This window comes from Yersinia canariae (genome assembly GCF_009831415.1).
Taxonomy (GTDB): Bacteria; Pseudomonadota; Gammaproteobacteria; order Enterobacterales; family Enterobacteriaceae; genus Yersinia; species Yersinia canariae.
The window spans coordinates 1,626,281-1,652,772 of the sequence record NZ_CP043727.1; the positions used below are offsets into that span (position 1 = coordinate 1,626,281).

The following is a 26,492-nucleotide window of genomic DNA, read 5'->3' on the forward strand; positions in this document are numbered from 1 at the left end:
TTATTCCTGGTGCAGGGTAATACTTTGCTATTATCATGAGGCGTGTTTATATGGACAGTAAGATCCCTAATGCCCGTTGGTTTCGCGTTATTGTGCCAATAATGATTGCTTGTATTATTTCTTTTATGGACCGGGTTAATATTAGTTTTGCACTACCGGGTGGCATGGAGAGTGATCTGGCTATTACCAGTCAAATGGCTGGTTTAGCGGGCGGTATTTTCTTTATTGGTTATTTATTTTTACAAGTACCCGGTGGCCGTATTGCTGTTCATGGCAGCGGCAGAAAATTCATTGCTTATTCCCTTGCGGTTTGGGCCATTGTTTCCATTCTGACCGGCTTTGTTACTAACCATTATCAATTATTATTCCTGCGCTTTGTGCTAGGGGTCTCTGAGGGCGGCATGTTACCGGTGGTCTTGACCATGGTGAGCAACTGGTTCCCGGAACGTGAGATTGGCCGCGCCAATGCATTCGTGATGATGTTCGCCCCTATCGGTGGCATGTTCACAGCACCTTTATCGGGCTTTATTATCAATGCGTTAGACTGGCGCTGGCTGTTCTTCCTCGAAGGTTCGCTGTCAGCAGTGGTGTTGATAATGTGGTGGTTTGTTATCAGTGACAGACCAGAAGAAGCCAAATGGTTATCAGCAAAAGAACGCGATTATCTGGTGACAGAGCTTGCGCGTGAACGGGCAGAGCGGATGCAGGATGCGCCAGTAACCAATGCGCCGCTAAAAGCCGTTTTCTTGAATAAAGGCCTAATGAAATTAGTTGCCCTGAACTTCTTTTATCAAACCGGGGATTATGGTTACACCTTGTGGTTGCCGACTATTTTGAAAAATCTGACCGGTGGCAATATGGCCTCTGTCGGGATACTGGCAATTCTACCCTTTATTGCCACCACCGCCGGTATCTATGTTATTTCCACGTTATCGGATAAAACCGGCAAGCGCCGCTTGCTGATTATGATTTCCTTGTTCTGTTTTGCCGCCGGTCTGGTGACCTCGGTTATTTTCCGTCACAACGTGTTGATCTCTTATATGGCCTTGGTGGTTTGCGGATTCTTCCTCAAAGCCGCGACCAGCCCATTCTGGTCAATTCCAGGTCGCATTGCGGTGCCTGAAGTTGCCGGTGGCGCACGTGGTGTGATTAATGGATTGGGTAATTTAGGCGGGTTCTGTGGCCCGTATTTGGTCGGCGTTATGATTTTCTTCTATGGCCAAAGTGCGGCGGTGTGCATGTTAGCTGGCTCATTAATTATTGCCGGGCTGATTACCTTAACCTTGCCAAAAGAGTGTGATGTTGAAATCACTGCAAAAGGAAAAGGTATTGCTGACAAAGGCTTAGCTAAAGCCAAACGCGCTTAAACTGATAGGCGGTATTAGCTGGAAACAGCATTGCCGCCTACCAGAAACGCCAATAACTTTGGGGATATCACCGGAGAATCTCATGAATTTACAACAGCAACTTACCCACTGCCAACAGCATCAACAACTGTTGCAATTGATGCATTTCAATCATGAAACTGCCTGGCAGTTGGGTGAGAAAATAAAGCGGCAAGCCGAATTACAAGGCGTGGCGCTGGCTATCAATATCACGGTAAATGGGCAAACATTATTCAGCTATGCCATGTCCGGCACCAGTGCAGAAAACCTTGATTGGCTGCGGCGCAAGCGCAATGTTGTGGAATTACTCGGCACCAGTTCTTATGCCGCAGGGCTGATGTTGCAACAGCGCCAGACCTCTCTTGAAGCGCGCTATGGTGTCAGCTTAAGGGACTATGCTGCGCTGGGGGGCGGCTTCCCGTTGCAAGTCAAACAGGCGGGAATTATTGGCAGCGTGAATGTTTCTGGCGCGCCACATCTGGATGATCACAATTTACTGTTGCAGGTGCTGGCAGACTTTATCGGCCTGCCTGCGGGCAGTATTGAGCTTTTGGCTCCACTGAGCGAATAAGGAATGGCGATGAACCCGACCCTCACCCGCGTGACGCAGCGCATTATGGCGCGATCTGCCGCGACCCGTACGACTTATCTGCAACGAATCAGTGCGGCAAAAGAAAATACGGTTCACCGTTCACAACTGGCTTGCGGCAATCTGGCCCATGGTTTTGCGGCTTGCCAACCCGAGGATAAAGCCGCACTGAAGAATATGGTGCGCAGTGATATTGCCATCATTACCTCCTATAACGACATGCTGTCAGCCCATCAACCTTATGAGCATTATCCCCAGCAATTGAAAGATGCGCTGCATGACGTGGGCGCAGTTGGTCAAGTGGCGGGAGGTGTTCCTGCCATGTGCGACGGCGTGACTCAGGGGCAAGATGGGATGGAGCTGTCGCTGATGAGCCGCGATGTTATTGCTATGTCTGCGGCTATCGGCTTATCACACAATATGTTTGATGGCGCTTTGTATCTTGGGGTGTGTGACAAAATTGTGCCGGGGTTGCTGATGGCCGCTTTGTCATTTGGTCATTTACCGGCGGTTTTTGTTCCGGCGGGGCCAATGGCCAGCGGCTTGCCCAATAAAGAAAAAGTGCGCGTGCGCCAACTGTATGCCGAGGGCAAGGTCGACCGGCAAGCGCTGCTGGAGGCGGAGTCGGCCTCTTATCACAGTGCTGGCACTTGCACATTTTACGGCACAGCCAACTCGAATCAGATGGTAATGGAAGTCATGGGGCTGCATTTGCCCGGCTCTTCTTTTATTCAGCCCAATACGCCACTGCGGGATGCATTGACAGCAGCAGCGGCTCGTCAGGTCACGCGTTTGACTCAAACCAGTGGTAATTACCTGCCCGTCGGCCAATTGGTAGATGAAAAAGTGGTGGTGAATGGCATTGTGGCACTGTTGGCCACCGGTGGCTCCACGAATCACACCATGCACTTGGTCGCGATGGCGCGCTCGGCGGGCATTATCATTGATTGGGACGATTTTTCCGAACTGTCAGAAGTGGTTCCGTTGCTATGCCGCATTTACCCTAATGGCCCGGCGGATATTAACTATTTCCAGGCCGCCGGCGGGGTAGCATTGCTGGTAAAAGAGTTACTGCAAGGTGGTTTGCTACACGAAGATGTGCATACCGTTGCGGGATTTGGTTTGCAACGCTACACGCAAGAACCCTGTCTGGACGCCGGTCAGTTACAGTGGCGCAGTGGGCCGGATCACTCACTGGACGACTCCGTCATTGCCAGTCTTACCAACCCTTTCTCGCCCCATGGCGGTACTAAAGTATTGAGTGGCAATCTGGGGCGCGCAGTGATGAAAACCTCGGCAGTTCCTCATGATCATCAGATTATTGAAGGGCCTGCGGTGATATTTGAAAGCCAGCATGATGTCGGGCCAGCTTTTGAATCCGGTGCGCTGGACCGCGATTGCGTGGTGGTGGTGCGTTATCAGGGGCCACGGGCTATTGGTATGCCGGAATTGCATAAGTTGATGCCGCCGCTGGGGGTATTACTGGATCGTGGGTTTAAGGTCGCGTTAGTCACCGATGGCCGTTTGTCCGGAGCCTCCGGCAAAGTGCCCTCGGCCATTCATGTCACCCCAGAAGCTTATTGTGGTGGTTTATTGGCAAAAATTCGTCCTGGTGACAGGGTGCGGGTTAATGGCATCACCGGGGAACTTTCACTGCTGGTGGATGAAGCAGAGCTGGCGGCTCGCCACCCTGCATTACCGGATATCTCCGCTTTCCATGTGGGGTGTGGCCGTGAGTTGTTTGGTGCGTTACGCGAACAATTGAGCGGCGCGGAGCAAGGAGCTTGCTGTATCCGTTTCTAGCCTGATATCAGCGGGTTGCCGCAGTATGTCTGGCGGCCGTCCCTCGGGCGATTGCGCAAAATGGGCTAGGATATTGAGACTCACTCATACATGAGTTGTGTGAGAGTGTCATCGTGGAGTCAAAACCGTCTTGCAGATTAATCCTGAAAATCCCCACAGGGGCACGGAATCAATACTGTGCTGATGATTTTCGACTAAGCTTGAAAAATGCACTTTTTTCACTCATGGAGAAACCACATGAACCGAGATAAAGAACAGCAAACCTCGCTGGATGACGATCTGACAATGCTAACCGACACTCTGGAAGAGGTATTGCGAGCTTCTGGTGATGCTGCTGATGAAAGTTATCAGGAAATCAAAGCCCGGGCGGAGAAAGCATTAAAGGAGGTTCAGAACCGTTTGAGTGGCCGCAGTGAATGCTATATCAAACGGGCGAAAGCGCTCGCGTGTTGTACTGATGATTATGTGCGCGAAAAACCCTGGTGCAGTGTAGGGATTGGCGCAACTGTCGGATTGGTTGTGGGGCTATTGCTAGCGCGCCGCTAAAATATTTTAGTGAAAAATGATGATTATCTTCATTTTTATTAAAATGCTTTTAATCATTATCGTCGGCCCTTAAATGGGCCATTTTTATATTTAAACAGAATGAAAGTTAACAATAGTTTAATAATGTAATTTATTAAATGAATAACAAATATAAAATAATGCAATAAACATGACCAATATGGCCTCCAATGACGCACCAATATCTATTGGCGATTAACTCTCTTGTCGAATTGGATACCCGATGCAGTTAATGCTGGCGCTGTTTTAAACGCAGAGCGCGGAAGCAAAAATCAGGTGATATGGGATACTGAAAATAACACGCCGGCATTCAGTCAGTTGTTGGGCGCGGGCAAGTGGCTAAGTTGGCTATTTTCCGTGCCGCTGAATACGCCCAATTTTGATGACACCGCCAGATACCCCTTGTTGAGTATATAAAAACATCAATATCAAATATTAGTGTGATAACTAACAATAACTTTTCAATCAGACTTTTATTATTATTCATGCCCCGTATAATCCCACTCTTTCTGTTGATTTGCCGAGGTGGTCGTGAAGCAACTTTCTGGTTTGTTGGGCGAATTACGGCAAAAATTACGTGCCGGTTTCCCTGATCAGGCCGGTATTCGGCAAATTATCTTGCCCGCGCCGGGACAGGTGGGAAGTCAATTGCTTGAGTGGCTTGCCGCGCAATGTCATTTCCCTCAATTCTATTGGCATCATCGTGAAGGCCATGAAGAGGCGGCAGTTTGTGGTCAAACGCGGCAATTTAATGATGTCCAATCGGCAGATCAATTTATTCAACAGCACAGCGCGGTGGCGGGATTGCGTATTTGGGGGCTGAATGCTTTTGAACCCGTTCCTGTTGTCGAACCCCGCGCAGACTCTCTCCAGCAAGCTCAGGCCAGTTTCCTGTTTTTACCGCGCATTGAAATTTTGCGGCGGGGCAATAATACACATTTGGCCCTTAATCTGGTCAGTGACTATTCCCTGGCACAAGACGCCTTGCTCGCCATCGCCTTTATTGACCAACTGGTTATCGCCAAACCCCTGCCAGCATTGGATGCGGTGGTTGAAAATGCCAATCATATGCCGGAATACCCACAGTGGAGCCGTCTTATCGAGCAAGCATTGGGCGACATTAAACAGCAAAAAATGGAAAAGGTTGTTTTGGCGCGAGCTACCCGCTTGATGCTGGATAAACCGCTATCCTGTGGGGCTTTTATGGCCGCCAGCCGTCAGGTAAATCATCACTGTTTCCACTTTATGCTGCGCTTTGATGCTGTACAGGCATTTTTGGGATCCAGCCCCGAGCGCTTGTATTTGCGCCAACAGCAAAAGCTGGAAACGGAAGCTTTAGCAGGAACTGCATCTAATGATGATGATACAGCCCAAGCCACTGCGCTAGCTAACTGGCTGATGCATGATGAAAAAAATCAACGTGAGAATTTGCTGGTGGTCGATGATATTTGCCAGCGCTTACAAGGTGGGGTAGAGGCCGTGGATGTCATGCCGCCGGAGGTTATTCGTTTACGCAAAGTTCAGCATTTACGCCGCCGTATTCATGCGCAACTTAATCGCGCTAATGACGCCGACTGTTTGCAACGATTGCAGCCAACAGCCGCAGTAGCCGGGTTGCCGCGTAATGTTGCCCGGCAGTTTATTGCTGAAAACGAACCTTTTTCTCGAGGCTGGTACGCCGGTTCCGCAGGTTACCTTTCTCTCAAGCAAGCTGAATTCAGTGTGACACTGCGGTCGGCCTGGGTGGCAGATAAACAGATTCACTTGTATGCCGGTGCCGGTATTGTCGCGGGATCTGATGCTGAGCAGGAATGGCAGGAAATTAACAATAAATCAGCGGGCTTACGTACTTTGCTGACTAATATTAATCAAGATAATAATCATAAAATTGAGTAATTAACCGCACTCATTATATGGGCGGATTGTGGCTCTTATGTCGCGGGTGTAAACTGTCAAACAGGGCCAATACAAACCGGCTTTGTGATATAGACGGTAAAAAATTAACCATTAATCAGTCACTCCGGGCTTTTTCAGAGGATAACTTTTCCTCACGCTGATTATCGGGATCGCAGTGTCTGTTAACTGACTTTTTGGGCGAACCATGTCGACAAGCGTTTTTAACCGTCGTTGGGCGGCATTACTACTGGAGGCGTTGAGTCGCCACGGTGTGCGTCATATTTGTATTGCGCCGGGTTCCCGTTCGACACCGCTAACGCTAGCGGCTGCGGCGAACCCATCACTGGTTTGTCATACCCATTTTGATGAGCGCGGTTTAGGGCATCTGGCTCTAGGATTGGCGAAAGCCTCAACTGAACCGGTGGCCGTGATTGTCACTTCAGGTACGGCGGCGGCCAACCTTTATCCGGCTTTAATTGAAGCGGGTTTGACCGGTGAGCGCTTGATCTTATTGACCGCCGATCGCCCGCCGGAATTGATCGATTGCGGGGCGAACCAGGCTATTCGCCAGCAGGGATTATTTGCCAGCCATCCGACGGTTAGCCTTAATTTGCCACGGCCAACGCCAGATATTTCTGCCTCTTGGCTGGTGTCTACGATAGACAGCGCGATGGCGCAATTACAGCATGGTGGCCTACATATTAACTGCCCGTTTGCCGAACCGCTCTATGGCGGTGATGAGCAACTCTATGCGCAGTGGTCTGCCACCTTGGGTGGCTGGTGGCAAGATTGTCATCCCTGGCTGCGCCAATCGCGCCATTTGCCGCAAATACAGCAATCCGACTGGTTTATCTGGCGTCAAAAGCGCGGTGTCATCATTGCCGGGCGGATGACCGCTGAAGAGGGCGAACAGCTGGTAAAATGGGCTGAATTACTCGGTTGGCCACTGATTGGTGATGTGCTTTCACAGACCGGCCAACCGCTTCCTTGTGCTGATCTGTGGCTCGAACATCCGGGCGCACAGCGCGTGTTGGCACAGGCCCAGATTGTCTTGCAGTTTGGCAGTAGTCTGACGGGCAAGCGCCTGCTGCAATGGCAAGAACAATGCCAGCCGCAGGAATATTGGCTGATAGATACATTACCTGGCCGTCTTGATCCGGCTAATCACCGTGGGCGCAGGATCATTTCTCCGGTGAATGAATGGTTGGAACAGCATCCGGCGCAGCGCCGCACTCCTTGGGCCACTGAACTCATTTTATGGTCGGAAAATGCGCATGCTTATGTTGCCGAAGCGCTGAATGAACAATTCAGTGAGGCGGCGGTTGCGCATCTGCTTAATGAGTTATTACCCGAAAACGGCCAGCTTTTTGTCGGTAACAGTTTGATTGTGCGGTTGATTGATGCATTAGGTCAATTACCTGCCGGCTACCCGGTTTACAGCAACCGTGGCGCGAGCGGGATAGACGGCTTGCTATCGACCGCCGCTGGCGTCCAGCGAGCCACTGCCAAACCGACACTGGCGATTGTCGGGGATTTATCGGCGCTTTATGACCTTAATGCTTTGGCTTTATTGCGCCAAAGCTCGGCTCCGCTGGTGCTGTTGGTGGTCAATAATAACGGCGGGCAGATTTTCTCTCTGCTGCCCACTCCAGAAGCCGATCGCCAACGTTTTTATTGTATGCCGCAGAATGTGAGTTTTGAACATGCTGCCGCGATGTTTGGTTTAGGTTATGCCCGGCCAGAAAGCTGGTTAATGCTCAAGCAGCAGGTAGAGCAATGCTGGCTCCATGGCGGTGTCACACTGATTGAAATACAAGTGCCGCCGAGTCAGGGGGCTGAAACACTGCAACAACTGGTGCAGCAGGTGGCCCAATTATGACGCTGGCTTGCCGTAAACTTGATTCTCATCCCCAATCCTCCGCGCAGCAACATTCCGGGCCATGGTTAGTCTGGTTGCATGGTTTATTGGGGAGCGGCCAGGATTGGCTGCCAGTGGCACAATTATGCGGCGATTATTCCTCACTGCTTATTGACTTGCCGGGGCACGGTGAGTCTGTCTCACTGACTACCCGTGGTTTCGACGATATCAGCCACCAACTCACACAAACATTGCACGCTAATGGAATTCGCGAATATTGGTTGGCAGGCTATTCTTTAGGCGGCAGAATTGCGATGTATCATGCTTGCTATGGTAACTCTGTTGGTTTGCAGGGGCTGCTGGTTGAAGGAGGGAACCTCGGGCTGGAAAGTGATGAGCTGCGAGAAACGCGGTTTCGCCATGATAGCCAATGGGCGCAACGCTTTCGCGATGAGCCTTTGCCACAAGTATTGGCAGACTGGTATCAGCAGGAGGTGTTTGCCGATTTAGATCCGCAACAGCGTGAGCAATTGGTGTCATTGCGCGCCAATAATCATGGCCCAGCGGTCGCTGAAATGTTGGAAGCGACCTCACTTGGACATCAGCCTTGGTTATTGCCGGCTCTGCAACGGCTTAGTGTTCCGTACACGTATTTGTGTGGCGAGCGCGACCATAAATTCCAGCAATTGGCTCATCAATATAAGTTGCCATTACGCACACTGGCCCGCGCGGGGCACAATGCTCATCGGGCGAACCCCGGGGCTTTTGCCGCGCAGGTACTGTCATTCTTATCACAGTCTTCATTTTTATCACTCCCCCGTTAAAGGAATGCTTATTATGCTTTATCCGAGCGAAGAACAACTGTACGCCGCCATCGAATGGCAAGATTGCTCCGCCGGGTTTGAAGATATTCGCTATCACAAATCCAGTGATGGGATCGCCAAGATAACCATCAACCGTCCTCATGTACGTAACGCATTCCGCCCGTTAACCGTGAAAGAGATGATTCAGGCGCTGGCTGATGCCCGCTACGATGACAATATCGGCGTAATCATTTTGACGGGCGAGGGCGAAAAAGCCTTCTGTTCCGGTGGTGATCAGAAAGTTCGTGGCGACTACGGCGGCTATCAGGATGCTAGTGGTACCCATCATCTGAATGTGTTGGATTTCCAGCGCCAGATCCGTACCTGTCCGAAACCTATTGTAGCAATGGTTGCCGGCTATTCTATTGGTGGTGGGCATGTATTACATATGATGTGTGACCTCACTGTCGCCGCTGATAACGCCATCTTCGGCCAAACCGGGCCAAAAGTGGGCTCATTCGACGGCGGCTGGGGTGCGGCATATATGGCGCGCATTGTCGGCCAGAAAAAAGCGCGAGAAATCTGGTTCTTATGCCGTCAGTATGATGCTAAACAAGCATTGGATATGGGGCTGGTGAATACTGTGGTGCCTATCGCTGATCTGGAAAAAGAGACCGTGCGCTGGTGTCGTGAAATGTTGCAAAACAGCCCAATGGCATTGCGCTGCCTGAAAGCGGCATTGAACGCCGACTGTGATGGCCAGGCGGGTCTGCAAGAGCTAGCCGGTAACGCCACCATGTTGTTCTATATGACAGATGAAGGTCAGGAAGGGCGTAATGCATTCAATGAGAAACGCCAGCCAGACTTCAGCAAATTCAAGCGTAATCCGTAATGCGCGCGGCCACACTTTACCGCTATAGCCTCCCGATGGAAGCGGGGGTGATATTGCGGCATCAGCGGCTGAAAAGTCGCGATGGATTATTAGTGAAGTTGCAGCAAGACGGGCAGACCGGCTGGGGGGAAATTGCGCCCTTGCCGGAGTTCAGTCATGAAACGCTGGCACAAGCACAGGTTGTCGCACAAAACTGGTTGCAAAATTGGGCGGGCGGGGCGGAACCTGAACTTGATGCTTTGCCTTCTGTCGCTTTTGGCTTGAGTTGCGCCTTGGCGGAGCTGGATAATTCATTGCCGCTGGCGGCGAATTACCGCAAAGCTCCGCTGTGTACGGGTGATCCTGACGAGTTATTCGCCGTGTTACAAGCGCTGCCGGGCGAGAAAGTGGCCAAGGTGAAAGTTGGGCTGTATGAAGCGGTGCGCGATGGCATGATTGTGAATGTGCTGCTGGAAGCCTTGCCGGATTTGACCTTGCGGCTGGATGCTAATCGCAGCTGGACGCGGGCCAAAGCAGACGGTTTTGCCAAGTATGTTAATCCTGAATTGCGCTCACGCATTGCATTTCTGGAAGAGCCCTGTAAAACCCGCGCTGAATCCCGTGAGTTTACCCGTGACACTGGCATTGCTATTGCGTGGGATGAAAGTGTGCGCGAGGCAGATTTTCAGGTTGAAGCAGAACCGGGAGTGGCCGCCATTGTTATCAAACCGACACTGGTGGGCAGTATCGCGCGTTGCCAACAATTAGTGCAGCAAGCGCATCAAGCGGGGCTGGTGGCCGTTATCAGTTCCAGTATCGAATCGAGCTTGGGCTTGACTCAACTGGCACGATTAGCGGATTGGCTAACTCCCGCCACCGTACCGGGCTTGGATACATTGAGCCTGATGCAGGCGCAATTGGTTCGTGAGTGGCCGGAGAGCACTCTGCCCGTGGTGACAGCCGACCAACTGGATGTGCTATGGCACAGCTAAATGATTGGCCTTGGAAACATTTATTTCCATGGAAGCACTGGGCCAATCTGCAACCTCGGGCGACTGCTATTCGCTCGGGGGAGCAACAGATCAGTTGGCAACAATTAGCCACTGATATTGATAGTCTTGCCGCCAGTTTTCAACAGCAAGGTGTGATACCTGATTGTGGCATTGTGCTGCGCGGTAAAAACAGTTATTCATTGTTATTGGCGTATTTGGCGGCATTGCAGTGCGCCGCGCGCGTTTTACCGCTCAACCCGCAATTGCCAGAAGCTTTGTTAGCACAACTCCTGCCGCAGCTAGATATTGATTTTATGCTGAATCTGGCTGATCCGCTGCCCGCGCAGCTCAGTTTTATTCCGCTGGATTTTACCCTCAAAAATTGCGCATTAAAAGCAGTGGAATGGGATAGCCAACGGCTGGCAACCATGACATTGACCTCCGGATCTTCAGGTTTACCCAAAGCGGCAGTACACACTCTGGCGGCCCATCTGGTCAGCGCCGACGGTGTCTTGCGGTTGATGAATTTTACGGCTAATGACAGTTGGTTGCTGTCATTACCGCTGTTTCATGTCTCGGGGCAGGGCATTGTTTGGCGCTGGTTAAGTGCCGGAGCGGGCTTAGTGGTGCAAGCGGGCATGCCGTTATCTGATGCGCTGATGGGGTGCAGCCATGCTTCACTGGTGCCAACCCAACTTTGGCGTTTGTTGGAGAATTCAGAGCAAACACTCACCTTGAAAGACGTGTTATTGGGGGGGGCCGCTATCCCGACTACGCTAACCGAGCAAGCCGAAGCTCGGGGAATTCGTTGCTGGTGTGGCTATGGTCTGACGGAATCCGCTTCGACGGTGTGCGCCAAACGTGCTGACGGCTTGCCGGGGGTTGGTATTGCGCTACAGGGGCGGCAGGTGAAGCTGGTTGAGAGTGAAGTCTGGGTAAAAGCTGCTTGTCTGGCGACCGGTTATTGGCGACAGGGGCAGTTGCAACCGCTGACTGACAGTGAAGGTTGGTTCCATACGCGTGATCGCGGCGAATGGCAGCAAGGTGAACTGCGTATCCTTGGGCGGTTGGATAATTTATTTTTTAGCGGTGGCGAAGGTATTCAGCCGGAGGATATTGAGCGTGTTTTATTACAGTATCCAGGGGTGCAGCAGGCTTTTGTTATTCCTGCCGCTGATACTGAATTCGGTCATCGCCCTGTCGCCGTGATTGATGCAGACGAAGCCGTGGATGACGCCGTTTTAGCAAGTTGGTTAGCACCGCAATTGGCTGTATTCCAGCGCCCTGTGGCCTTTTACCGCTTACCGGCGGAGCTTAAAAATGGCGGAATTAAGGTGTCGCGGCGGAGTGTTTTTGATTTTGTGGCTAAGCAGATTTAATGATCGAGTTCATATCAACTGAACCCGATCACCAAACCCAATCACTTACAGTGATAAACAAAAAACGTTAATTTAATCCCAAAGCCTTCTTCACTCCGTCACCATAATCGGGGTGAACTTGTGTAAACAATGCTATCTGGCGGCGCTGAATCTCTTCTGGAATTTGTGACAACTCACCGGCAATGCGGGCAAACATCCGCTGATGCTCTTCTGCACTGAGTAAGTTGAATAATGCCCGAGGTTGTGAGAAATAGTCGCTATCTTCGCGGTGATTCCAGTGATCAGCAGCGCCTTCGAGTGTTAATGGCGGCTCGCTGAAATCAGGTTGTTCCTGGAACAAACCAAAACTATTTGGCTCGTAAGTTGCGCCATTACCACTGTTACCGTCAACCCGCATTGCGCCATCGCGATGATAATTATGGAATGGGCATTTAGCACTGTTCACTGGGATCTGATGATGATTTACCCCTAAACGATAACGAGCGGCGTCACCATAAGAGAAGAGGCGGCCTTGCAGCATACGGTCAGGAGAGAAACTCACCCCTGGCACGACGTTGGCTGGGTTGAATGCCACTTGTTCCACTTCAGCAAAGTAGTTTTCTGGATTGCGGTTCAGTTCGAAGAAACCCACATCAATCAGCGGATAATCGCCGTGTGGCCAAACCTTGGTTAGGTCGAATGGGTTATATGGGGTTTGTGATGCTTCATGCTCTGGCATCACCTGAATTTGTAAATTCCAGCGTGGGAAGTCGCCGTGTTCAATGGCTTCAAACAGATCACGCTGGGAACTCTCACGATCCTGACCAACCAGTTTTTCAGCCTCATCATCCATAAGGTTTTCAATGCCTTGCTGGCAGCGAAAATGGAATTTAACCCAAAATCGCTCATTGTTGGCATTGATAAAACTGAAGGTATGGCTGCCGAATCCGTGCATATGGCGATACGATTTTGGCAGGCCACGGTCACTAAAATCGATAGTGAGCTGGTGTAGAGATTCAGGAAGCTGGGAGAAGAAATCCCATTTATAAGTTGGGTTACGCAGGTTGGTGCGGGGGTCGCGTTTAACAACGTGGTTCAGATCCGGGAATTTCAGTGGATCACGTAAATAGAATACCGGAGTATCATTACCGACCAAATCCCAATTACCTTCCTCCGTGTAATATTTCATGGCAAAACCACGAATATCACGTTCGGCATCGGCCGCACCCCGTTCGCCAGCGACTGTTGAGAAACGCACAAACATTTCAGTTTGTTTGCCAATCTCTGCGAAAATTTTTGCGCGAGTGTATCGGGTGATATCGTGGGTGACGGTGAACGTGCCGTAAGCACCAGAGCCTTTAGCATGCATGCGGCGTTCAGGGATAACTTCACGATCAAAATGGGCCAGTTTTTCCAGGAACCAGACATCTTGCAGCAACATGGGGCCACGTCGGCCAGCTGTGACAACATTATTATTATCAACGACGGGAGCGCCCGCCGCGGTTGTTAATCCTTTCTTTTTGCTCATCATTTTCTCCAGTATGGCTGTTGAATTGATTGCGTTTCGGGTGTTTTAAAGCATGACATTTCGCCAAAAGTCTGATTGGCAAAATAATAACTTAAACAACATCAGCAAGTTATTCCTTGATCTCCACACTAGTTGTAGCTTTATTAGCGCCATTCAGCAAATAGGCACGCCTTATCGTTATCATTGTTAGCATAAGGCATGTCAATCACATGGTTTTTACAATCATTTGAAATACTGTGGTATTTAATCGGTTTTTTCGTGTGTTCATGCTGTTTTTTTCAGTTAAACTCGATGCGGGGAAGCCCGTCGGCCAGAATTTGCTCACGGGTGACATCACGAATAACGAGAGAACAATATGAATAAGCATTTAATCGCGTGCGCAGCTAGCCTGCTGTTTGTGGCCGGTTCAGCCAGTGCAGTGAGTTTCAACGCCGAAACTGGGCGTCATTACACCAATTTAGGCTTTGGTCTTGGCACAAATACTGGCGGGTTGGCTATCAGCGGCAACTGGGCGCGCAGTGACCATGACGGTGATATCTACGGCATGGGCTTGGGCTTCAATCTGCCCATTGGCCCAATGATGGCAACTGTCGGCGGGAAAGGCATTTATATGTCACCAGAAGACGGCAGCAGTGGTGGTGCGGTAGCGATTGGTGGCGGGTTAACCTACCCAATCAACAAATCATTCACTTTGTATGGTGAAGGTTATTTCGCCCCTGAAGAACTGACCAGTGGGATGAAATCATACAGTGAAGCCAACGGTGGCCTGCGCTGGAATGTATTCCGCCCATTAACTGTTGATGTCGGCTATCGCTATATCAATATGGAAGGTAAAGAAGGGCATCGCGATAACCGCGTAGCCGATGGCGTGTATATTGGTGCTGGCTTAGCATTCTGATTCGGCGCTGTTTTTAAAAGGCGCATTCCTGACTGGATATGCGCCTTTTAGTCTTTATGGACTGAATTATCCAACCGCCGGTAATGCGCCGGTCACTATTCCCACCTGAATGCCAATCACCAGCACGCCACAAGCAAATACTGCAGCTAACGCTGGTTTCCCGCCCCAGACACGATAATTTCCCTGATGGATTTTACGCGCTTTCCACGCCAGCATTGCGGGTAGGATTAATGCCAAAACGGATAATGCGACTGCTGCAAAGCCCAGCGCCATAATAAAGCCGCGTGGGTAAAACAGCGCAAACAATAGTGGCGGCACAAAGGTAATCGCACCAGTTTGCAGGCGGCCACGCACTGAATTACGGCGTTTAAATAAATCGGCCAGATAATCAAACAAGCCCAAGGCGACACCCAGGAATGAGGTTGCCAGTGCCAGGTCGGCAAACAGGTGAACGGCTAACTCAACATGGGGAGAGGCCACGACATCGCGTACGGCTTGCAATAGACCATTCAAACCGGCTTGCTGCGCCAATATTCCGACAAAGGTATGGGAGGAAATAGCCCCTAATGTCGCTAACTGCCAAAAAATATAAGCAATTAATGGGATCGCACTGCCGATAATAAACACCCAGCGCAGTTTGCGAATATTGCCACCCATATAATTGACAATACTTGGCACGCTACCATGGAAACCAAATGAAGTGAAAATAACCGGAATAGCGGAAAGCGCTAACCCTTGCTCTAACGGCAGCGTTAATAAGTTGGTTTTTTCGATATGCGGCATCATCAGTGACAGCATAACTATCAGGAAAATAATTTTGGCGCTGAATAAAACACGGTTAAATAAATCAACAGAATGGGTGCCAATACAGACCACACCGCCGGCCACGAGGGTAAACAATAATACGCCAAGGTAAGTTGGAAACGATTGTTGAGTCCACTGGCTGATGCTGGTCGCCAGCAATTCGCCCGCACCGCTGATATAAGCGGCAGTCAGCGCGTACATCAAAAACATCATGCTAAAACCGGTGAGCCATTGCCCCCGATGGCCGAGGTAGCGTTTGGCCAAGGTGCCCAGCCCGGTATTTGCCGCTTCGTGTTGGTAGACTTCCACCAAGAGTAGTGCGGTGTAACACATTAATACCCAAAGAAAAACGAGTAATGCGAGGGTGACGCCGAAGCCCACTCCCGCCGCTGCCAGTGGCATTGCCAACATACCAGCACCGATAGTGGTGCCAGCAACGATAAATATACTGCCCAGAGTGCGATTCTTCACGCTTTCCTCTACTACATGACAATTTGTTAGCATGATAAAGTGCAGCAGAGTAAAGGATTGCCCTATTTGTGTCAAATCGGCGTTACGGGCGATGTAAACTTATCATTACGGTTTTCAAGGCGCTGAAATATAGACTTTTACTATTGTATTCATTCTATAGTGGATAACGATTGTGTTTATACGACTGGCTTCTTAAAGTGGATACATATACCCCTCATACTTCAAGTTGCGTTCAAATTTGCTCCCGGCAGATTTGTCACTTAATTACTTACTGGTGTAAGTTCCTGGAGATTTTCTCCGTTGCCACCTTCCTGCAACGCGAATTATTTTGGGTATAAACGCCAACGGAGAAGAAAATGATCAGAGTTGAGATGTTGAGTACCGGGGATGAAGTGCTGCATGGGCAAATTATTGATACCAATGCTGCATGGCTGGCAGATTATTTATTTAATCAGGGTTTGCCAATCAGCAGTCGAGAAACCGTTGGTGATTCACTTTCCGCTCTCATTGATGTGTTGACAGAACGGAGCCACGTTGCGGATGTGTTGATTGTTAATGGCGGTCTTGGGCCGACCAGTGACGACTTGAGTGCTTTGGCCGCGGCGCGTGCTGCCGGGACGGAGCTTATCGAGCATCCGGAATGGATTGCGCGGATGGAGGCTTTCTTTAAAGAGCGTGGCAGGGCGATGTCGTCGACAAACCGTAAACAAGCCCATATTCCGGCGAATGCGGAAATGCTGGATAACCCGGTCGGAACCGCCTGCGGCTTCGCTTTACGGCTCAATAAGTGTTTGATGTTTTTCACTCCCGGCGTTCCATCAGAATTTAAAGTGATGGTTGAACAGCAGATTATGCCGCGCTTACGCCAGCACTTTGATGTGGCAGAGCCGCCATTATGCTTGCGCATGACCACCTTTGGGCGCTCAGAAAGTGATTTGGCACTCGAATTAGACTCACTAACTCTCCCGGACGGCGCGGTGCTGGGCTATCGCTCATCGGCACCTATTATTGAGTTGAAACTCACTGGGCCAGCTTCACAGCAATCGGCGATGGAGGAAGTTTGGCAGCAAGTTAGGGCGGTTGCTAGAGAGAGTACGATATTCGAAGGCACGCGGGGCTTACCGGCATTGCTGAGTGAACAATTGACACAGCGCGGGCTGCTATTGGCCGTCAGCGAACAATTTACCGGTGGGTTGCTGCACTGGCAATTACAAAGTACCGCAGCACCGTTGGCGGGAGGCGAGCTACTGCCGGCTCATTGTCAGGAGTCATTAGCTGAAGTCGCGGGCCGCGCCCAGTCATTATCAATGCTGTGTGGTGCTCAGGTGGTATTGGCGGTGAGTGCAATGCAAAATGATTGCCTAAGTGTAGCGCTGCATTCTCCTGATGGAACTTTTGCCCAGACGGTGCGTTATCAGGCGAGCCGACATGGTTTGCGCATCCGTCAGGAAAGCAGTGCCATGCTGGCATTGGATATGCTGCGTCGTTGGATGAAAGGTAGCCCGATTTGTGGTCAGCACGGTTGGCTGGAAGTGGTTGAGATTTTGTAGTTAATCAAAAATTTCTGATTATGATATAAAGGCGCAATTTTAAATATGCGCCTTTCTTATTAAACTTATGCTGTTTATTAGTTTGCGGTGCAATTTTTATTATTTCGCTACTTTATCTTCTTAATTGCACGCGAGCCATTTTAGTTCATTATATTAAAATGACTTAAATCTCTTTATGGAATAGTTTATTAGAGAGTTCTGGCCGTGAAGCTGAAAGCATCTATCTGCAACCTAAACAGCCCCAGTTCCTTTCTCATACTCTGATTGCCAGCAGTTATTAGAGATATACTCGCGATTGACCATAGAATTTAGATACCCACTCAGATGAATGGGTATTTGCGCGGATACGGCAGGGCTTATTTCACCTGCGCATTTCTAACGTCTTTCCCTGCTTCCCAAATCCGGTATTTAACATCAACACCTTGCGGCACATACACCACAATCGGCAAGCGGCTGTTGTAGCGCTGCATGGCGGCATCACCCAGATTGGCGGCGATAAATTGCGGGCGGCGGGTGTTGTCCGGGCAAGCCATCATGGTAGAGGCGGGTTCGGAGATTTTATCCATTACCAGATAGTCAAATCCCCAGCCAGACAAGGTTCTGGTTTCGAGATTGCCACTGATCATATGGCGGTTGCAGTCAACTTCAATGGTTTTACCGATCAGCAATTCAACTTTGAAGCGATTTTCATCTTCTTGTGGTTCGAGGAAAATGACCTGACGGCTCATGCCTTTTTCAGCTTGCGGATAAGGCGCAATCTTCTCTAACGGCTGTTGTTGATTAAGCGGCGGCTCTGTAGCAGCAACAGTGCTGGCAGAGGCTGCCATTAACAGGCTGGTTATTGCGATTGACAGTCTTTTCATCTTTTGTCCCTATGATTTTAATTCCGGATGCAAAATATCATCTATTCAGCAGACTGATTATAGGCAAAATCTGATTGGCTGATTTATCTCTTTATTAAAGTTCAATTTCAATATCGCCCTTTGGCTGACAGCAACAGGGCAGAATCTCGCCAGCTTGGATAAATGCTAAGGGTTGCTGCTGATAGCAAACCTCGCCTTTTAACAACCGCAGTCGGCAAGACCCGCAATAACCGGAGCGGCATTGATATTCGATTTGTACCTGATGATATTCGAGTGTTTCTAATAAATTGCGGCTATTCGCGGGGCGGTTAAGTTGAGCACCAGTGGTGCTCAACGTCACAATATTCCCGTCATCTTTCAAGTTGCAGCGGTGTTGGCTGCCATCACTTACCCAAGTCATTGAGTTATCTCAACTCCTTGGATGCATTCAGTTGCCACTTGGCTGTAACTCGAAATCTATTGGGTATAAGCTTCATCGATTACAGCTCGAAATCACTCAGGTCATCAGCACTGACTTCTGAATCAATCTGACCGACCAGATAAGAGCTGACTTCAACTTCCTGTGGCGCAACTTGCACGTTATCAGACACTAACCAGGAGTTGATCCATGGAATTGGGTTGGTGCGGGTATTAAATGGCACACCTAAACCCACGGCTTGCATGCGGATATTAGTAATATATTCCACATATTGGCACAGGATTTCTTTGTTCAAACCAATCATTGAGCCGTCACGGAACAGATATTCTGCCCACTCTTTCTCTTGTTGCGCGGCAAGGACAAACAGGTCATAGCATTGCTGCTGACATTCTTCAGCAATTTCAGCCATTTCCGGATCATCTTCACCCGAGCGCATTAGATTCAGAATATGCTGTGTACCGGTCAGGTGCAGAGCTTCATCACGAGCAATCATTTTGATGATTTTAGCATTGCCTTCCATCAATTCGCGCTCGGCAAAGGCAAAGGAGCAGGCGAAACTGACATAAAACCGGATGGCCTCCAGCGCATTGACACTCATCAAACACAAATAAAGTTGTTTTTTCAGCTCGCGCAGATTAACCACCACAGTTTTACCATTAACCTGATGGGTGCCTTCCCCCAGCAGATGGTAGTAACTGGTCATCTCAATCAAATCGTCGTAATACCCTGAGATATCTTTTGCGCGTTTGAGGATCTCTTCATTGGTCACGATATCATCGAAAACAATCGAAGGATCGTTAACGATATTGCGAATGATATGAGTGTAAGAGCGCGAATGAATAGTTTCAGAAAACGACCAGGTTTCTATCCAGGTTTCCAGCTCAGGAATGGAAACCAGCGGCAATAGGGCCACATTAGGGCTACGTCCCTGAATAGAATCCAGCAATGTTTGGTATTTCAGGTTGCTGATAAAAATATGTTTTTCGTGATCTGGCAGGGCGTTGTAATCGATGCGATCGCGGGAGACGTCAATCTCTTCCGGACGCCAGAAAAACGAGAGTTGTTTCTCAATCAGTTTTTCGAAAATAGCATGCTTTTGTTGGTCGAAACGCGCCACATTGACGGATTGACCAAAGAACATCGGTTCGAGTAACTGGTTGTTTTTATTTTGCGAAAAAGTGGTATAGGCCATGATTTCCTCAGGGACAGCAAAGGGCAAATGAAGAACGGCCCGCGATGACCGCATAGACGATCATCGGGTGGGCCTGAACTCAAAGTCAGATCTTACATGCACCGCCTTCACAGTCGTCATCACCCGGTTGACTTTGGATATCTTCCTGCACATCATCAGCACCATCGCGGGTGTTTTGATAGTAAAGGGTTTTTACGCCAAATTTATAGGTGGTGAGCAAATCTTTCAGCAACTGCTTCATCGGCACTTTGCCCGATGGGAAGCGGGTTGGATCATAATTGGTGTTGGCTGAAATCGCCTGATCGACGAATTTCTGCATCAAACCGACCAATTGCAGATAACCATCATTATTTGGCATATCCCACAGCAGTTCATAAGCATCTTTCAAACGCTCATATTCAGGAACAACCTGGCGCAGAATACCGTCTTTCGAGGCTTTAATACTGACATAACCCCGCGGTGGTTCAATACCATTGGTGGCATTGGAGATCTGCGAAGATGTCTCGGACGGCATCAGTGCTGACAGTGTGGAGTTACGCAGGCCGTGGGTCTGGATGTCCTTACGCAGTGTTTCCCAATCGTAATGCAGAGGTTCGTCACTGATGGTATCCAAATCTTTCTTATAGGTATCGATCGGCAAAATACCCTGTGAATAGGTGGTTTCATTGAACCACTGGCAAGCACCCTGTTCCCGTGCCAGCGTGTTAGAAGCTTTCAATAAATAGTACTGAATAGCTTCAAAGGTGCGGTGCGTCAGGTTGTTGGCACTGCCATCGGAATAACGAACACCATTCTTCGCCAGATAATATGCAAAGTTAATGACACCAATACCCAGAGTACGGCGGCCCATTGCGCCACGTTTTGCTGCGGCAATTGGGTAATCCTGATAATCGAGCAAAGCATCCAGGGCGCGTACAGCCAGTACCGCCAAGTCTTCTAAATCATCCAGGCTGTCAATGGCACCCAAGTTGAATGCTGACAATGTGCAGAGCGCGATCTCACCATTTTCGTCGTTGATATCATTCAACGGTTTGGTCGGCAAGGCAATTTCCAGACACAGGTTTGACTGGCGTACAGGAGCAATTTTCGGGTCAAACGGGCTGTGGGTATTGCAATGATCCACGTTCTGAATATAGATACGGCCAGTGGAGGCACGCTCTTGCATCATCAAGGAGAATAACTCAATGGCTTTCACACGCTGTTTGCGGATGCTGTCATCTTTCTCATACTTGACATAAAGGCGCTCAAACTCGTCTTGATCAGCGAAGAACGCGTCATACAAGCCCGGAACGTCGGATGGGCTGAACAGAGTAATCTCTTCGCCTTTCAGCAAACGCTGATACATCAGTTTGTTGATTTGTACGCCGTAATCCATATGACGCACGCGGTTACCTTCAACCCCACGATTGTTTTTCAGCACCAGCAAACTTTCAACTTCCAAATGCCACATTGGGTAGAACAACGTGGCAGCACCGCCACGGACACCGCCCTGTGAGCAGGATTTTACTGCGGTCTGGAAGTGTTTGTAGAACGGAATGCAACCGGTGTGGAAAGCTTCACCGCCGCGAATTGGGCTACCCAATGCACGGATGCGGCCCGCATTGATGCCGATACCGGCGCGTTGTGACACATATTTCACAATGGCGCTGGAGGTGGCATTGATGGAATCCAGGCTGTCACCGCACTCAATCAATACGCAAGAACTGAACTGGCGGGTTGGGGTGCGCACGCCGGACATAATGGGGGTCGGCAGCGAAATTTTAAAAGTAGAAATTGCATCATAGAAACGCTTGATGTAATCCAGACGTGTTTCGCGCGGATAATTAGAGAACAGGCAAGCCGAAACCAGAATGTACAGGAATTGGGCACTTTCATAGATCTCACCGCTGACGCGGTTTTGCACTAGATATTTGCCTTCCAACTGCTTAACCGCAGCATAGGAGAAGTTCATATCGCGCCAATGGTCGATGAAAGTGTCCATCTGTTCAAATTCTTCTGCGGTGTAGTCTTCCAGCAGATGTTTGTCATATTTGCCCATCTCCACCATTTTCGTCACGTGGGCGAATAATTTTGGTGGTTCAAACTGACCGTAAGCTTTTTTGCGCAGGTGGAAGATAGCCAGACGTGCTGCCAGGTACTGGTAATCTGGGGCATCGCGCGAAATCAAATCAGCGGCAGCTTTAATGATGGTTTCATGGATATCGGCGGTTTTAATACCATCATAAAACTGAATGTGTGAACGCAATTCTACTTGAGATACTGAGACGTTATGTAAACCTTCCGCGGCCCAGTCGATGACCCGGTGGATTTTATCCAGATTGATGCGTTCTTTGCTGCCATCGCGTTTAGTAACAAGTAGGCTTTGGTTCATGTGTTCGTGACCTTTGTGCCCCCTTACTCCGTGTACTCACAGCACAAAATTACGCTCTCCATGATTGAAGTAATCATTGAGGCCGTAGTGTATTGTTCAGTATGTAAACACAATATATAGGGGGTGGGTAGTAGATAGATAACAAGATAGTGAGTATTGAGACTTTTGGCAAGTGAACAAGATCGCTAAATTGTGTGGATAACTTGGGGGTGAATTGTTACGAAACCCTCACAACCAGCGTCAGCACTGGCGATCTTCGGTTGCCAATCTGGGGGATAAGATTCTGCTGAAAATCCTAAAATTTTGACCGTTTGCTGATTTATTAAACGCTGGAAATACCCTTTATCTTTCGCGTCGCAGTGATGTTAGCCACAACGCGAAATCTATCGGACATTGTTTGGTTTTTATACGTCACACCGCGGTGCTGTCGTCTGCTTTCTGAGTATGAACCATATAATTCACATCAACATTGCGGCCCAATTTGAAATGGTCAGTTATCGGGTTGTAATGTAGCCCGATAATATGGCGCTCGCGTAATGGAGTTTGGTCAACCCAACCAATGAGCTCTGATGGGCGGATAAATTTCTTCGAGTCATGGGTGCCTTTGGGTACCATTTTCAATACGTATTCAGCGCCTACCACCGCCATTAGCCAGGATTTGGTGTTGCGGTTAATGGTCGAAAAGAAAACATGTCCGCCGGGTTTGACCAATTGCGCGCAGGCGCGAATGACAGAGGCTGGGTCAGGGACGTGCTCGAGCATCTCCATGCAGGTCACGACATCGTAATGTTGTGGGTGATTTTGCGCGTGGCTTTCAACCGTTTCCTGAACATAATCAAGCGGGGTGCCCGTTTCCAGGGCATGTAAGCGGGCCACTTGCAGCGGTTCATAGCCCATATCCAACCCAGTGACTTGAGCGCCTTCACGCGCCATGCTTTCAGCCAGAATGCCACCACCGCACCCGACATCCAGCACTTTCTTACCGAAAATACCGCCAGCGCGCTGCAAAATGTAATCAAGACGCAGGGGATTAATGCGATGAAGGGGCTTAAATTCGCCCTCTAAATCCCACCAGCGGGAGGCAACCGCCTCAAACTTGGCGATTTCTTGCTCATCGACGTTTATTTTTTCAGCAACATTGCGATGAGGGTCTGTGGTATCTACATGCATGATGAGTTCTCACTGTTGTATTTCTTTGCGCGCATTATACCCGTCATCCTTCAAGCTGCATATGCGCGGGCCACATACAGTGAGGTGAATCACGGGCTTGAGTCCGTTCATCAGAGCCCATTCGCTTGCCGCCTTCCCGCAACGTGAACTATTTAGGGCTTATACATAATTCGTTTCGACAATCATCATGCAGTTTCGCCAAAATCGGGGTTTTGTGATATAGTTTCGTACCTTTAAATCCGGTAATTAGTAGAGGGATAGCGGCTCAATGAGCGACCTTGCCAGAGAAATAACACCGGTCAACATCGAGGAAGAGCTGAAAAGCTCCTATCTGGATTATGCGATGTCCGTTATTGTCGGACGTGCTTTACCAGATGTCCGGGATGGACTGAAACCGGTGCACCGTCGCGTACTGTATGCGATGAATGTACTGGGTAATGACTGGAATAAACCATATAAAAAATCGGCCCGTGTAGTCGGGGACGTTATCGGTAAATATCACCCGCATGGTGACAGCGCAGTCTACGACACAATCGTGCGTATGGCTCAGCCGTTCTCACTGCGCTATATGCTGGTGGATGGGCAGGGCAACTTCGGTTCCGTTGATGGCGACTCCGCTGCAGCGATGCGTTATACCGAAATCCGTATGTCTAAAATTGCTCACGAATTGTTAGCGGATTTAGAAAAAGATACCGTTGACTTCGTGCCTAACTATGATGGTACGGAACAAATCCCCGCAGTTATGCCAACCCGAATCCCTAACCTGTTGGTTAATGGTTCGTCAGGTATTGCCGTCGGGATGGCAACCAATATTCCGCCACATAACCTGTCTGAGGTTATTGATGGCTGTCTGGCCCTGATCGAAGATGAAAACATCACCATTGAAGGGTTGATGGAGTTCATTCCTGGCCCAGACTTCCCAACAGCCGCCATTATCAATGGCCGCCGTGGTATTGAAGAGGCTTATCGTACTGGCCGTGGCAAGGTGTATATCCGTGCCCGTGCTGAAGTCGAAGCTGACGCGAAAACCGGCCGTGAAACCATTATTGTTCACGAGATCCCGTATCAGGTGAACAAAGCGCGGTTGATTGAAAAAATTGCTGAGCTGGTCAAAGAGAAACGCGTAGAAGGCATCAGCGCGTTACGTGATGAGTCTGATAAAGACGGCATGCGTATCGTGATTGAGATTAAACGTGATGCCGTCGGGGAAGTGGTTCTAAATAACCTCTATTCACTGACGCAACTTCAGGTGACTTTCGGTATCAATATGGTGGCTCTGTCTCAAGGGCAGCCTAAATTGCTTAACCTGAAAGACATTTTGGTTGCTTTCGTGCGCCACCGCCGTGAAGTGGTGACCCGCCGTACCATTTTTGAACTGCGTAAAGCTCGTGACCGCGCGCATATACTTGAAGCGCTGGCCATTGCACTGGCTAACATCGATCCGATTATCGAATTGATTCGCCGTGCTGCCACTCCTGCGGAAGCGAAAGCTGGCCTGATTGCCAACCCATGGGAATTAGGTAACGTCGCGTCTATGTTGGAACGTGCCGGTGATGATGCTGCCCGCCCTGAATGGCTGGAAGCTGAGTTCGGCATCCGTGACGGCAAATATTACCTCACCGAGCAGCAAGCTCAGGCAATCTTGGATCTGCGTTTGCAGAAACTGACTGGCCTGGAACATGAAAAACTGCTGGATGAGTATAAAGAGCTGCTGACCTTAATTGGCGAGCTTATCTTTATTCTGGAAAATCCAGAGCGCTTGATGGAAGTTATTCGCGAAGAGTTAGTGGCGATTAAAGATCAATATAACGATGCGCGTCGGACTGAAATCACGGCGAATACCTCTGACATTAATATTGAAGATTTGATTAATCAGGAAGATGTGGTTGTGACATTGTCCCATCAGGGTTATGTCAAATATCAACCGCTGACTGATTACGAAGCTCAGCGTCGCGGTGGTAAAGGTAAGTCAGCCGCACGTATTAAAGAAGAAGACTTCATTGATCGTCTGTTGGTCGCCAATACCCACGATACTATTTTGTGCTTCTCCAGCCGTGGCCGTCTCTATTGGATGAAGGTCTATCAGTTGCCGGAAGCCAGTCGTGGCGCACGTGGTCGTCCGATCGTCAACTTGTTGCCGCTTGAGCCAAATGAGCGTATTACCGCCATTCTACCGGTGCGGGAATATGAAGAAGGCCGTCACATCTTTATGGCTACCGCGAGCGGTACTGTGAAGAAAACTGCATTGACCGAGTTCAGCCGCCCACGCAGTGCCGGTATTATTGCCGTCAATCTGAATGAGGGTGATGAGCTGATTGGTGTTGATCTGACGGATGGCAGCAATGAAGTGATGCTGTTCTCCGCATTGGGTAAAGTGGTCCGCTTCTCTGAATCGCAGGTCCGTTCGATGGGCCGTACTGCGACCGGGGTTCGTGGTATCAACCTCAATGGCGATGATCGGGTTATTTCTCTTATCATCCCACGCGGTGATGGCGAAATCCTGACGGTGACTGAAAACGGTTATGGTAAACGTACTGCCGTGGAAGAGTATCCAACTAAGTCCCGTGCGACTCAGGGGGTTATCTCCATTAAAGTCAGTGAGCGTAATGGTAAAGTTGTTGGGGCGGTACAAGTCGCGCCAACTGACCAGATCATGATGATCACTGATGCGGGCACATTGGTACGTACTCGTGTCTCAGAAGTAAGCATTGTGGGCCGTAATACCCAGGGTGTGACACTTATCCGCACAGCTGAAGACGAACATGTCGTCGGTCTGCAACGGGTAGCTGAACCAGAAGAGGATGATGACATCCTTGATGGTGAATCATTAGAAGGTGAAGAGGGCAGTGAAGAAAATGCTGCGCTGAACACGCCGGAAGATGACGAAGCAGAAGACGGTGATGTTGAAGACGAGGATGACAACGTATAATGCGTTGTTGAAAATAAGAGCCAGCTTACGAGCTGGCTTTTTTATGGGTTATTGGTAATGTATACCTTAATAATTCCAGTTGCAGAAAGGTGGCAACGGAGTGGCAAATTGGCCGAAGACCGGTTTGGACAGCATTTATGCTAGCCCATCGAGGATGCGCCCCATAGAGGCTCATTAAT

General features: G+C 49.5%; 20 protein-coding genes. 13 read left to right on the forward strand and 7 right to left on the reverse strand.

All coding sequences use genetic code 11. The features are described 5' to 3' along the window. The first annotated feature begins 50 nt into the window (after positions 1 to 50). From F0T03_RS07660 to menE, 10 genes are all read left to right on the forward strand, one after another. On the forward strand, positions 51 to 1,367 hold the full coding sequence (locus F0T03_RS07660; protein WP_145555693.1) for an MFS transporter: 1,317 nt from the start codon (positions 51 to 53) through the stop codon (positions 1,365 to 1,367). 82 nt (positions 1,368 to 1,449) lie between these two features. Next, a complete protein-coding gene (locus F0T03_RS07665) occupies positions 1,450 to 1,956 on the forward strand; it encodes a heme-degrading domain-containing protein (protein ID WP_159677633.1) in 507 nt (168 codons plus the stop codon). 9 nt (positions 1,957 to 1,965) lie between these two features. Continuing rightward, positions 1,966 to 3,777, forward strand: coding sequence for a phosphogluconate dehydratase (edd, locus tag F0T03_RS07670; RefSeq protein WP_162526910.1), 1,812 nt, complete (start codon positions 1,966 to 1,968; stop codon positions 3,775 to 3,777). Positions 3,778 to 4,014: 237 nt separating this feature from the next. Beyond that, positions 4,015 to 4,323 carry an ElaB/YgaM/YqjD family protein gene (locus tag F0T03_RS07675; protein ID WP_145555690.1) on the forward strand — a complete coding sequence of 103 codons (309 nt, stop codon included), beginning with the start codon at positions 4,015 to 4,017 and terminating at the stop codon, positions 4,321 to 4,323. A gap of 549 nt (positions 4,324 to 4,872) precedes the next feature. Next, positions 4,873 to 6,237: an isochorismate synthase MenF gene (menF, locus tag F0T03_RS07680; RefSeq protein ID WP_159677637.1), complete on the forward strand. Its 1,365-nt coding sequence runs from the start codon at positions 4,873 to 4,875 to the stop codon at positions 6,235 to 6,237. A gap of 205 nt (positions 6,238 to 6,442) precedes the next feature. Further along, on the forward strand, positions 6,443 to 8,116 hold the full coding sequence (menD, locus tag F0T03_RS07685; protein WP_159677639.1) for a 2-succinyl-5-enolpyruvyl-6-hydroxy-3-cyclohexene-1-carboxylic-acid synthase: 1,674 nt from the start codon (positions 6,443 to 6,445) through the stop codon (positions 8,114 to 8,116). Then, a complete protein-coding gene (gene menH / locus F0T03_RS07690; protein WP_159680766.1) occupies positions 8,110 to 8,919 on the forward strand; it encodes a 2-succinyl-6-hydroxy-2,4-cyclohexadiene-1-carboxylate synthase in 810 nt (269 codons plus the stop codon). The genes menD and menH overlap by 7 nt, the downstream gene beginning before the upstream one ends. A gap of 13 nt (positions 8,920 to 8,932) precedes the next feature. Continuing rightward, positions 8,933 to 9,790, forward strand: a complete 858-nt coding sequence (gene menB, locus F0T03_RS07695) for a 1,4-dihydroxy-2-naphthoyl-CoA synthase (protein ID WP_145555685.1) — start codon at positions 8,933 to 8,935, stop codon at positions 9,788 to 9,790. Continuing rightward, complete coding sequence (gene menC / locus F0T03_RS07700) at positions 9,790 to 10,761, forward strand: o-succinylbenzoate synthase (protein ID WP_159677641.1); 972 nt, start codon at positions 9,790 to 9,792, stop codon at positions 10,759 to 10,761. Before menB ends, menC begins: the two co-directional genes overlap by 1 nt. Beyond that, positions 10,749 to 12,140: an o-succinylbenzoate--CoA ligase gene (menE, locus tag F0T03_RS07705; protein WP_159677643.1), complete on the forward strand. Its 1,392-nt coding sequence runs from the start codon at positions 10,749 to 10,751 to the stop codon at positions 12,138 to 12,140. The genes menC and menE overlap by 13 nt, the downstream gene beginning before the upstream one ends. A gap of 67 nt (positions 12,141 to 12,207) precedes the next feature. Here the strand turns inward: menE and F0T03_RS07710 are convergent, their stop codons facing one another. Further along, the gene (locus F0T03_RS07710; protein WP_208787114.1) at positions 12,208 to 13,647 is read right to left on the reverse strand and encodes a catalase; all 1,440 of its coding nucleotides are present in this window, start codon (positions 13,645 to 13,647) and stop codon (positions 12,208 to 12,210) included. 355 nt (positions 13,648 to 14,002) lie between these two features. Between F0T03_RS07710 and F0T03_RS07715 the strand changes: the two genes are divergently transcribed. Next, the gene (locus F0T03_RS07715; protein ID WP_145555681.1) at positions 14,003 to 14,545 is read left to right on the forward strand and encodes a YfaZ family protein; all 543 of its coding nucleotides are present in this window, start codon (positions 14,003 to 14,005) and stop codon (positions 14,543 to 14,545) included. Between the two features lie 66 nt (positions 14,546 to 14,611). Here F0T03_RS07715 and tyrP read toward each other — a convergent pair whose 3' ends face one another. Continuing rightward, the gene (gene tyrP, locus F0T03_RS07720) at positions 14,612 to 15,820 is read right to left on the reverse strand and encodes a tyrosine transporter TyrP (protein WP_159677649.1); all 1,209 of its coding nucleotides are present in this window, start codon (positions 15,818 to 15,820) and stop codon (positions 14,612 to 14,614) included. A gap of 356 nt (positions 15,821 to 16,176) precedes the next feature. Here tyrP and F0T03_RS07725 point away from each other — a divergent pair, with 356 nt between their 5' ends. After that, entirely contained in the window at positions 16,177 to 17,370 is a 1,194-nt protein-coding gene (locus F0T03_RS07725; protein ID WP_159677652.1) for a nicotinamide mononucleotide deamidase-related protein YfaY, read from the forward strand. A 356-nt stretch (positions 17,371 to 17,726) separates the two neighbouring features. On the opposite strand, the gene eco is transcribed toward F0T03_RS07725, so the two are convergent. The 5 genes from eco to ubiG form a co-directional block, all read right to left on the reverse strand. Then, positions 17,727 to 18,233 carry a serine protease inhibitor ecotin gene (eco, locus tag F0T03_RS07730; protein WP_159677654.1) on the reverse strand — a complete coding sequence of 169 codons (507 nt, stop codon included), beginning with the start codon at positions 18,231 to 18,233 and terminating at the stop codon, positions 17,727 to 17,729. A gap of 94 nt (positions 18,234 to 18,327) precedes the next feature. Then, positions 18,328 to 18,633 carry a class I ribonucleotide reductase maintenance protein YfaE gene (yfaE, locus tag F0T03_RS07735; RefSeq protein WP_145555677.1) on the reverse strand — a complete coding sequence of 102 codons (306 nt, stop codon included), beginning with the start codon at positions 18,631 to 18,633 and terminating at the stop codon, positions 18,328 to 18,330. Between the two features lie 79 nt (positions 18,634 to 18,712). Beyond that, positions 18,713 to 19,843 carry a class Ia ribonucleoside-diphosphate reductase subunit beta gene (gene nrdB / locus F0T03_RS07740; RefSeq protein ID WP_159677657.1) on the reverse strand — a complete coding sequence of 377 codons (1,131 nt, stop codon included), beginning with the start codon at positions 19,841 to 19,843 and terminating at the stop codon, positions 18,713 to 18,715. An 85-nt stretch (positions 19,844 to 19,928) separates the two neighbouring features. Beyond that, entirely contained in the window at positions 19,929 to 22,214 is a 2,286-nt protein-coding gene (nrdA, locus tag F0T03_RS07745) for a class 1a ribonucleoside-diphosphate reductase subunit alpha (RefSeq protein ID WP_145555675.1), read from the reverse strand. A gap of 411 nt (positions 22,215 to 22,625) precedes the next feature. Continuing rightward, entirely contained in the window at positions 22,626 to 23,384 is a 759-nt protein-coding gene (gene ubiG, locus F0T03_RS07750) for a bifunctional 2-polyprenyl-6-hydroxyphenol methylase/3-demethylubiquinol 3-O-methyltransferase UbiG (protein ID WP_159677660.1), read from the reverse strand. A 268-nt stretch (positions 23,385 to 23,652) separates the two neighbouring features. On the opposite strand from ubiG, the gene gyrA reads away from it, so the two are divergent. After that, positions 23,653 to 26,313, forward strand: a complete 2,661-nt coding sequence (gene gyrA, locus F0T03_RS07755; RefSeq protein WP_159677663.1) for a DNA topoisomerase (ATP-hydrolyzing) subunit A — start codon at positions 23,653 to 23,655, stop codon at positions 26,311 to 26,313. Positions 26,314 to 26,492 lie beyond the last annotated feature (179 nt).

Coding starts and splice junctions, on each gene's coding strand:
- F0T03_RS07660 (WP_145555693.1), top strand. CDS start 51: ATGGACAGTAAGATCCCTAATGCCCGTTGGTTTCGCGTTATTGTGCCA.
- F0T03_RS07665 (WP_159677633.1), top strand. CDS start 1,450: ATGAATTTACAACAGCAACTTACCCACTGCCAACAGCATCAACAACTG.
- edd (WP_162526910.1), top strand. CDS start 1,966: ATGAACCCGACCCTCACCCGCGTGACGCAGCGCATTATGGCGCGATCT.
- F0T03_RS07675 (WP_145555690.1), top strand. CDS start 4,015: ATGAACCGAGATAAAGAACAGCAAACCTCGCTGGATGACGATCTGACA.
- menD (WP_159677639.1), top strand. CDS start 6,443: ATGTCGACAAGCGTTTTTAACCGTCGTTGGGCGGCATTACTACTGGAG.
- menB (WP_145555685.1), top strand. CDS start 8,933: ATGCTTTATCCGAGCGAAGAACAACTGTACGCCGCCATCGAATGGCAA.
- menC (WP_159677641.1), top strand. CDS start 9,790: ATGCGCGCGGCCACACTTTACCGCTATAGCCTCCCGATGGAAGCGGGG.
- menE (WP_159677643.1), top strand. CDS start 10,749: ATGGCACAGCTAAATGATTGGCCTTGGAAACATTTATTTCCATGGAAG.
- F0T03_RS07710 (WP_208787114.1), bottom strand. CDS start 13,647: ATGAGCAAAAAGAAAGGATTAACAACCGCGGCGGGCGCTCCCGTCGTT.
- F0T03_RS07715 (WP_145555681.1), top strand. CDS start 14,003: ATGAATAAGCATTTAATCGCGTGCGCAGCTAGCCTGCTGTTTGTGGCC.
- F0T03_RS07725 (WP_159677652.1), top strand. CDS start 16,177: ATGATCAGAGTTGAGATGTTGAGTACCGGGGATGAAGTGCTGCATGGG.
- eco (WP_159677654.1), bottom strand. CDS start 18,233: ATGAAAAGACTGTCAATCGCAATAACCAGCCTGTTAATGGCAGCCTCT.
- yfaE (WP_145555677.1), bottom strand. CDS start 18,633: ATGACTTGGGTAAGTGATGGCAGCCAACACCGCTGCAACTTGAAAGAT.
- nrdB (WP_159677657.1), bottom strand. CDS start 19,843: ATGGCCTATACCACTTTTTCGCAAAATAAAAACAACCAGTTACTCGAA.
- nrdA (WP_145555675.1), bottom strand. CDS start 22,214: ATGAACCAAAGCCTACTTGTTACTAAACGCGATGGCAGCAAAGAACGC.
- ubiG (WP_159677660.1), bottom strand. CDS start 23,384: ATGCATGTAGATACCACAGACCCTCATCGCAATGTTGCTGAAAAAATA.
- gyrA (WP_159677663.1), top strand. CDS start 23,653: ATGAGCGACCTTGCCAGAGAAATAACACCGGTCAACATCGAGGAAGAG.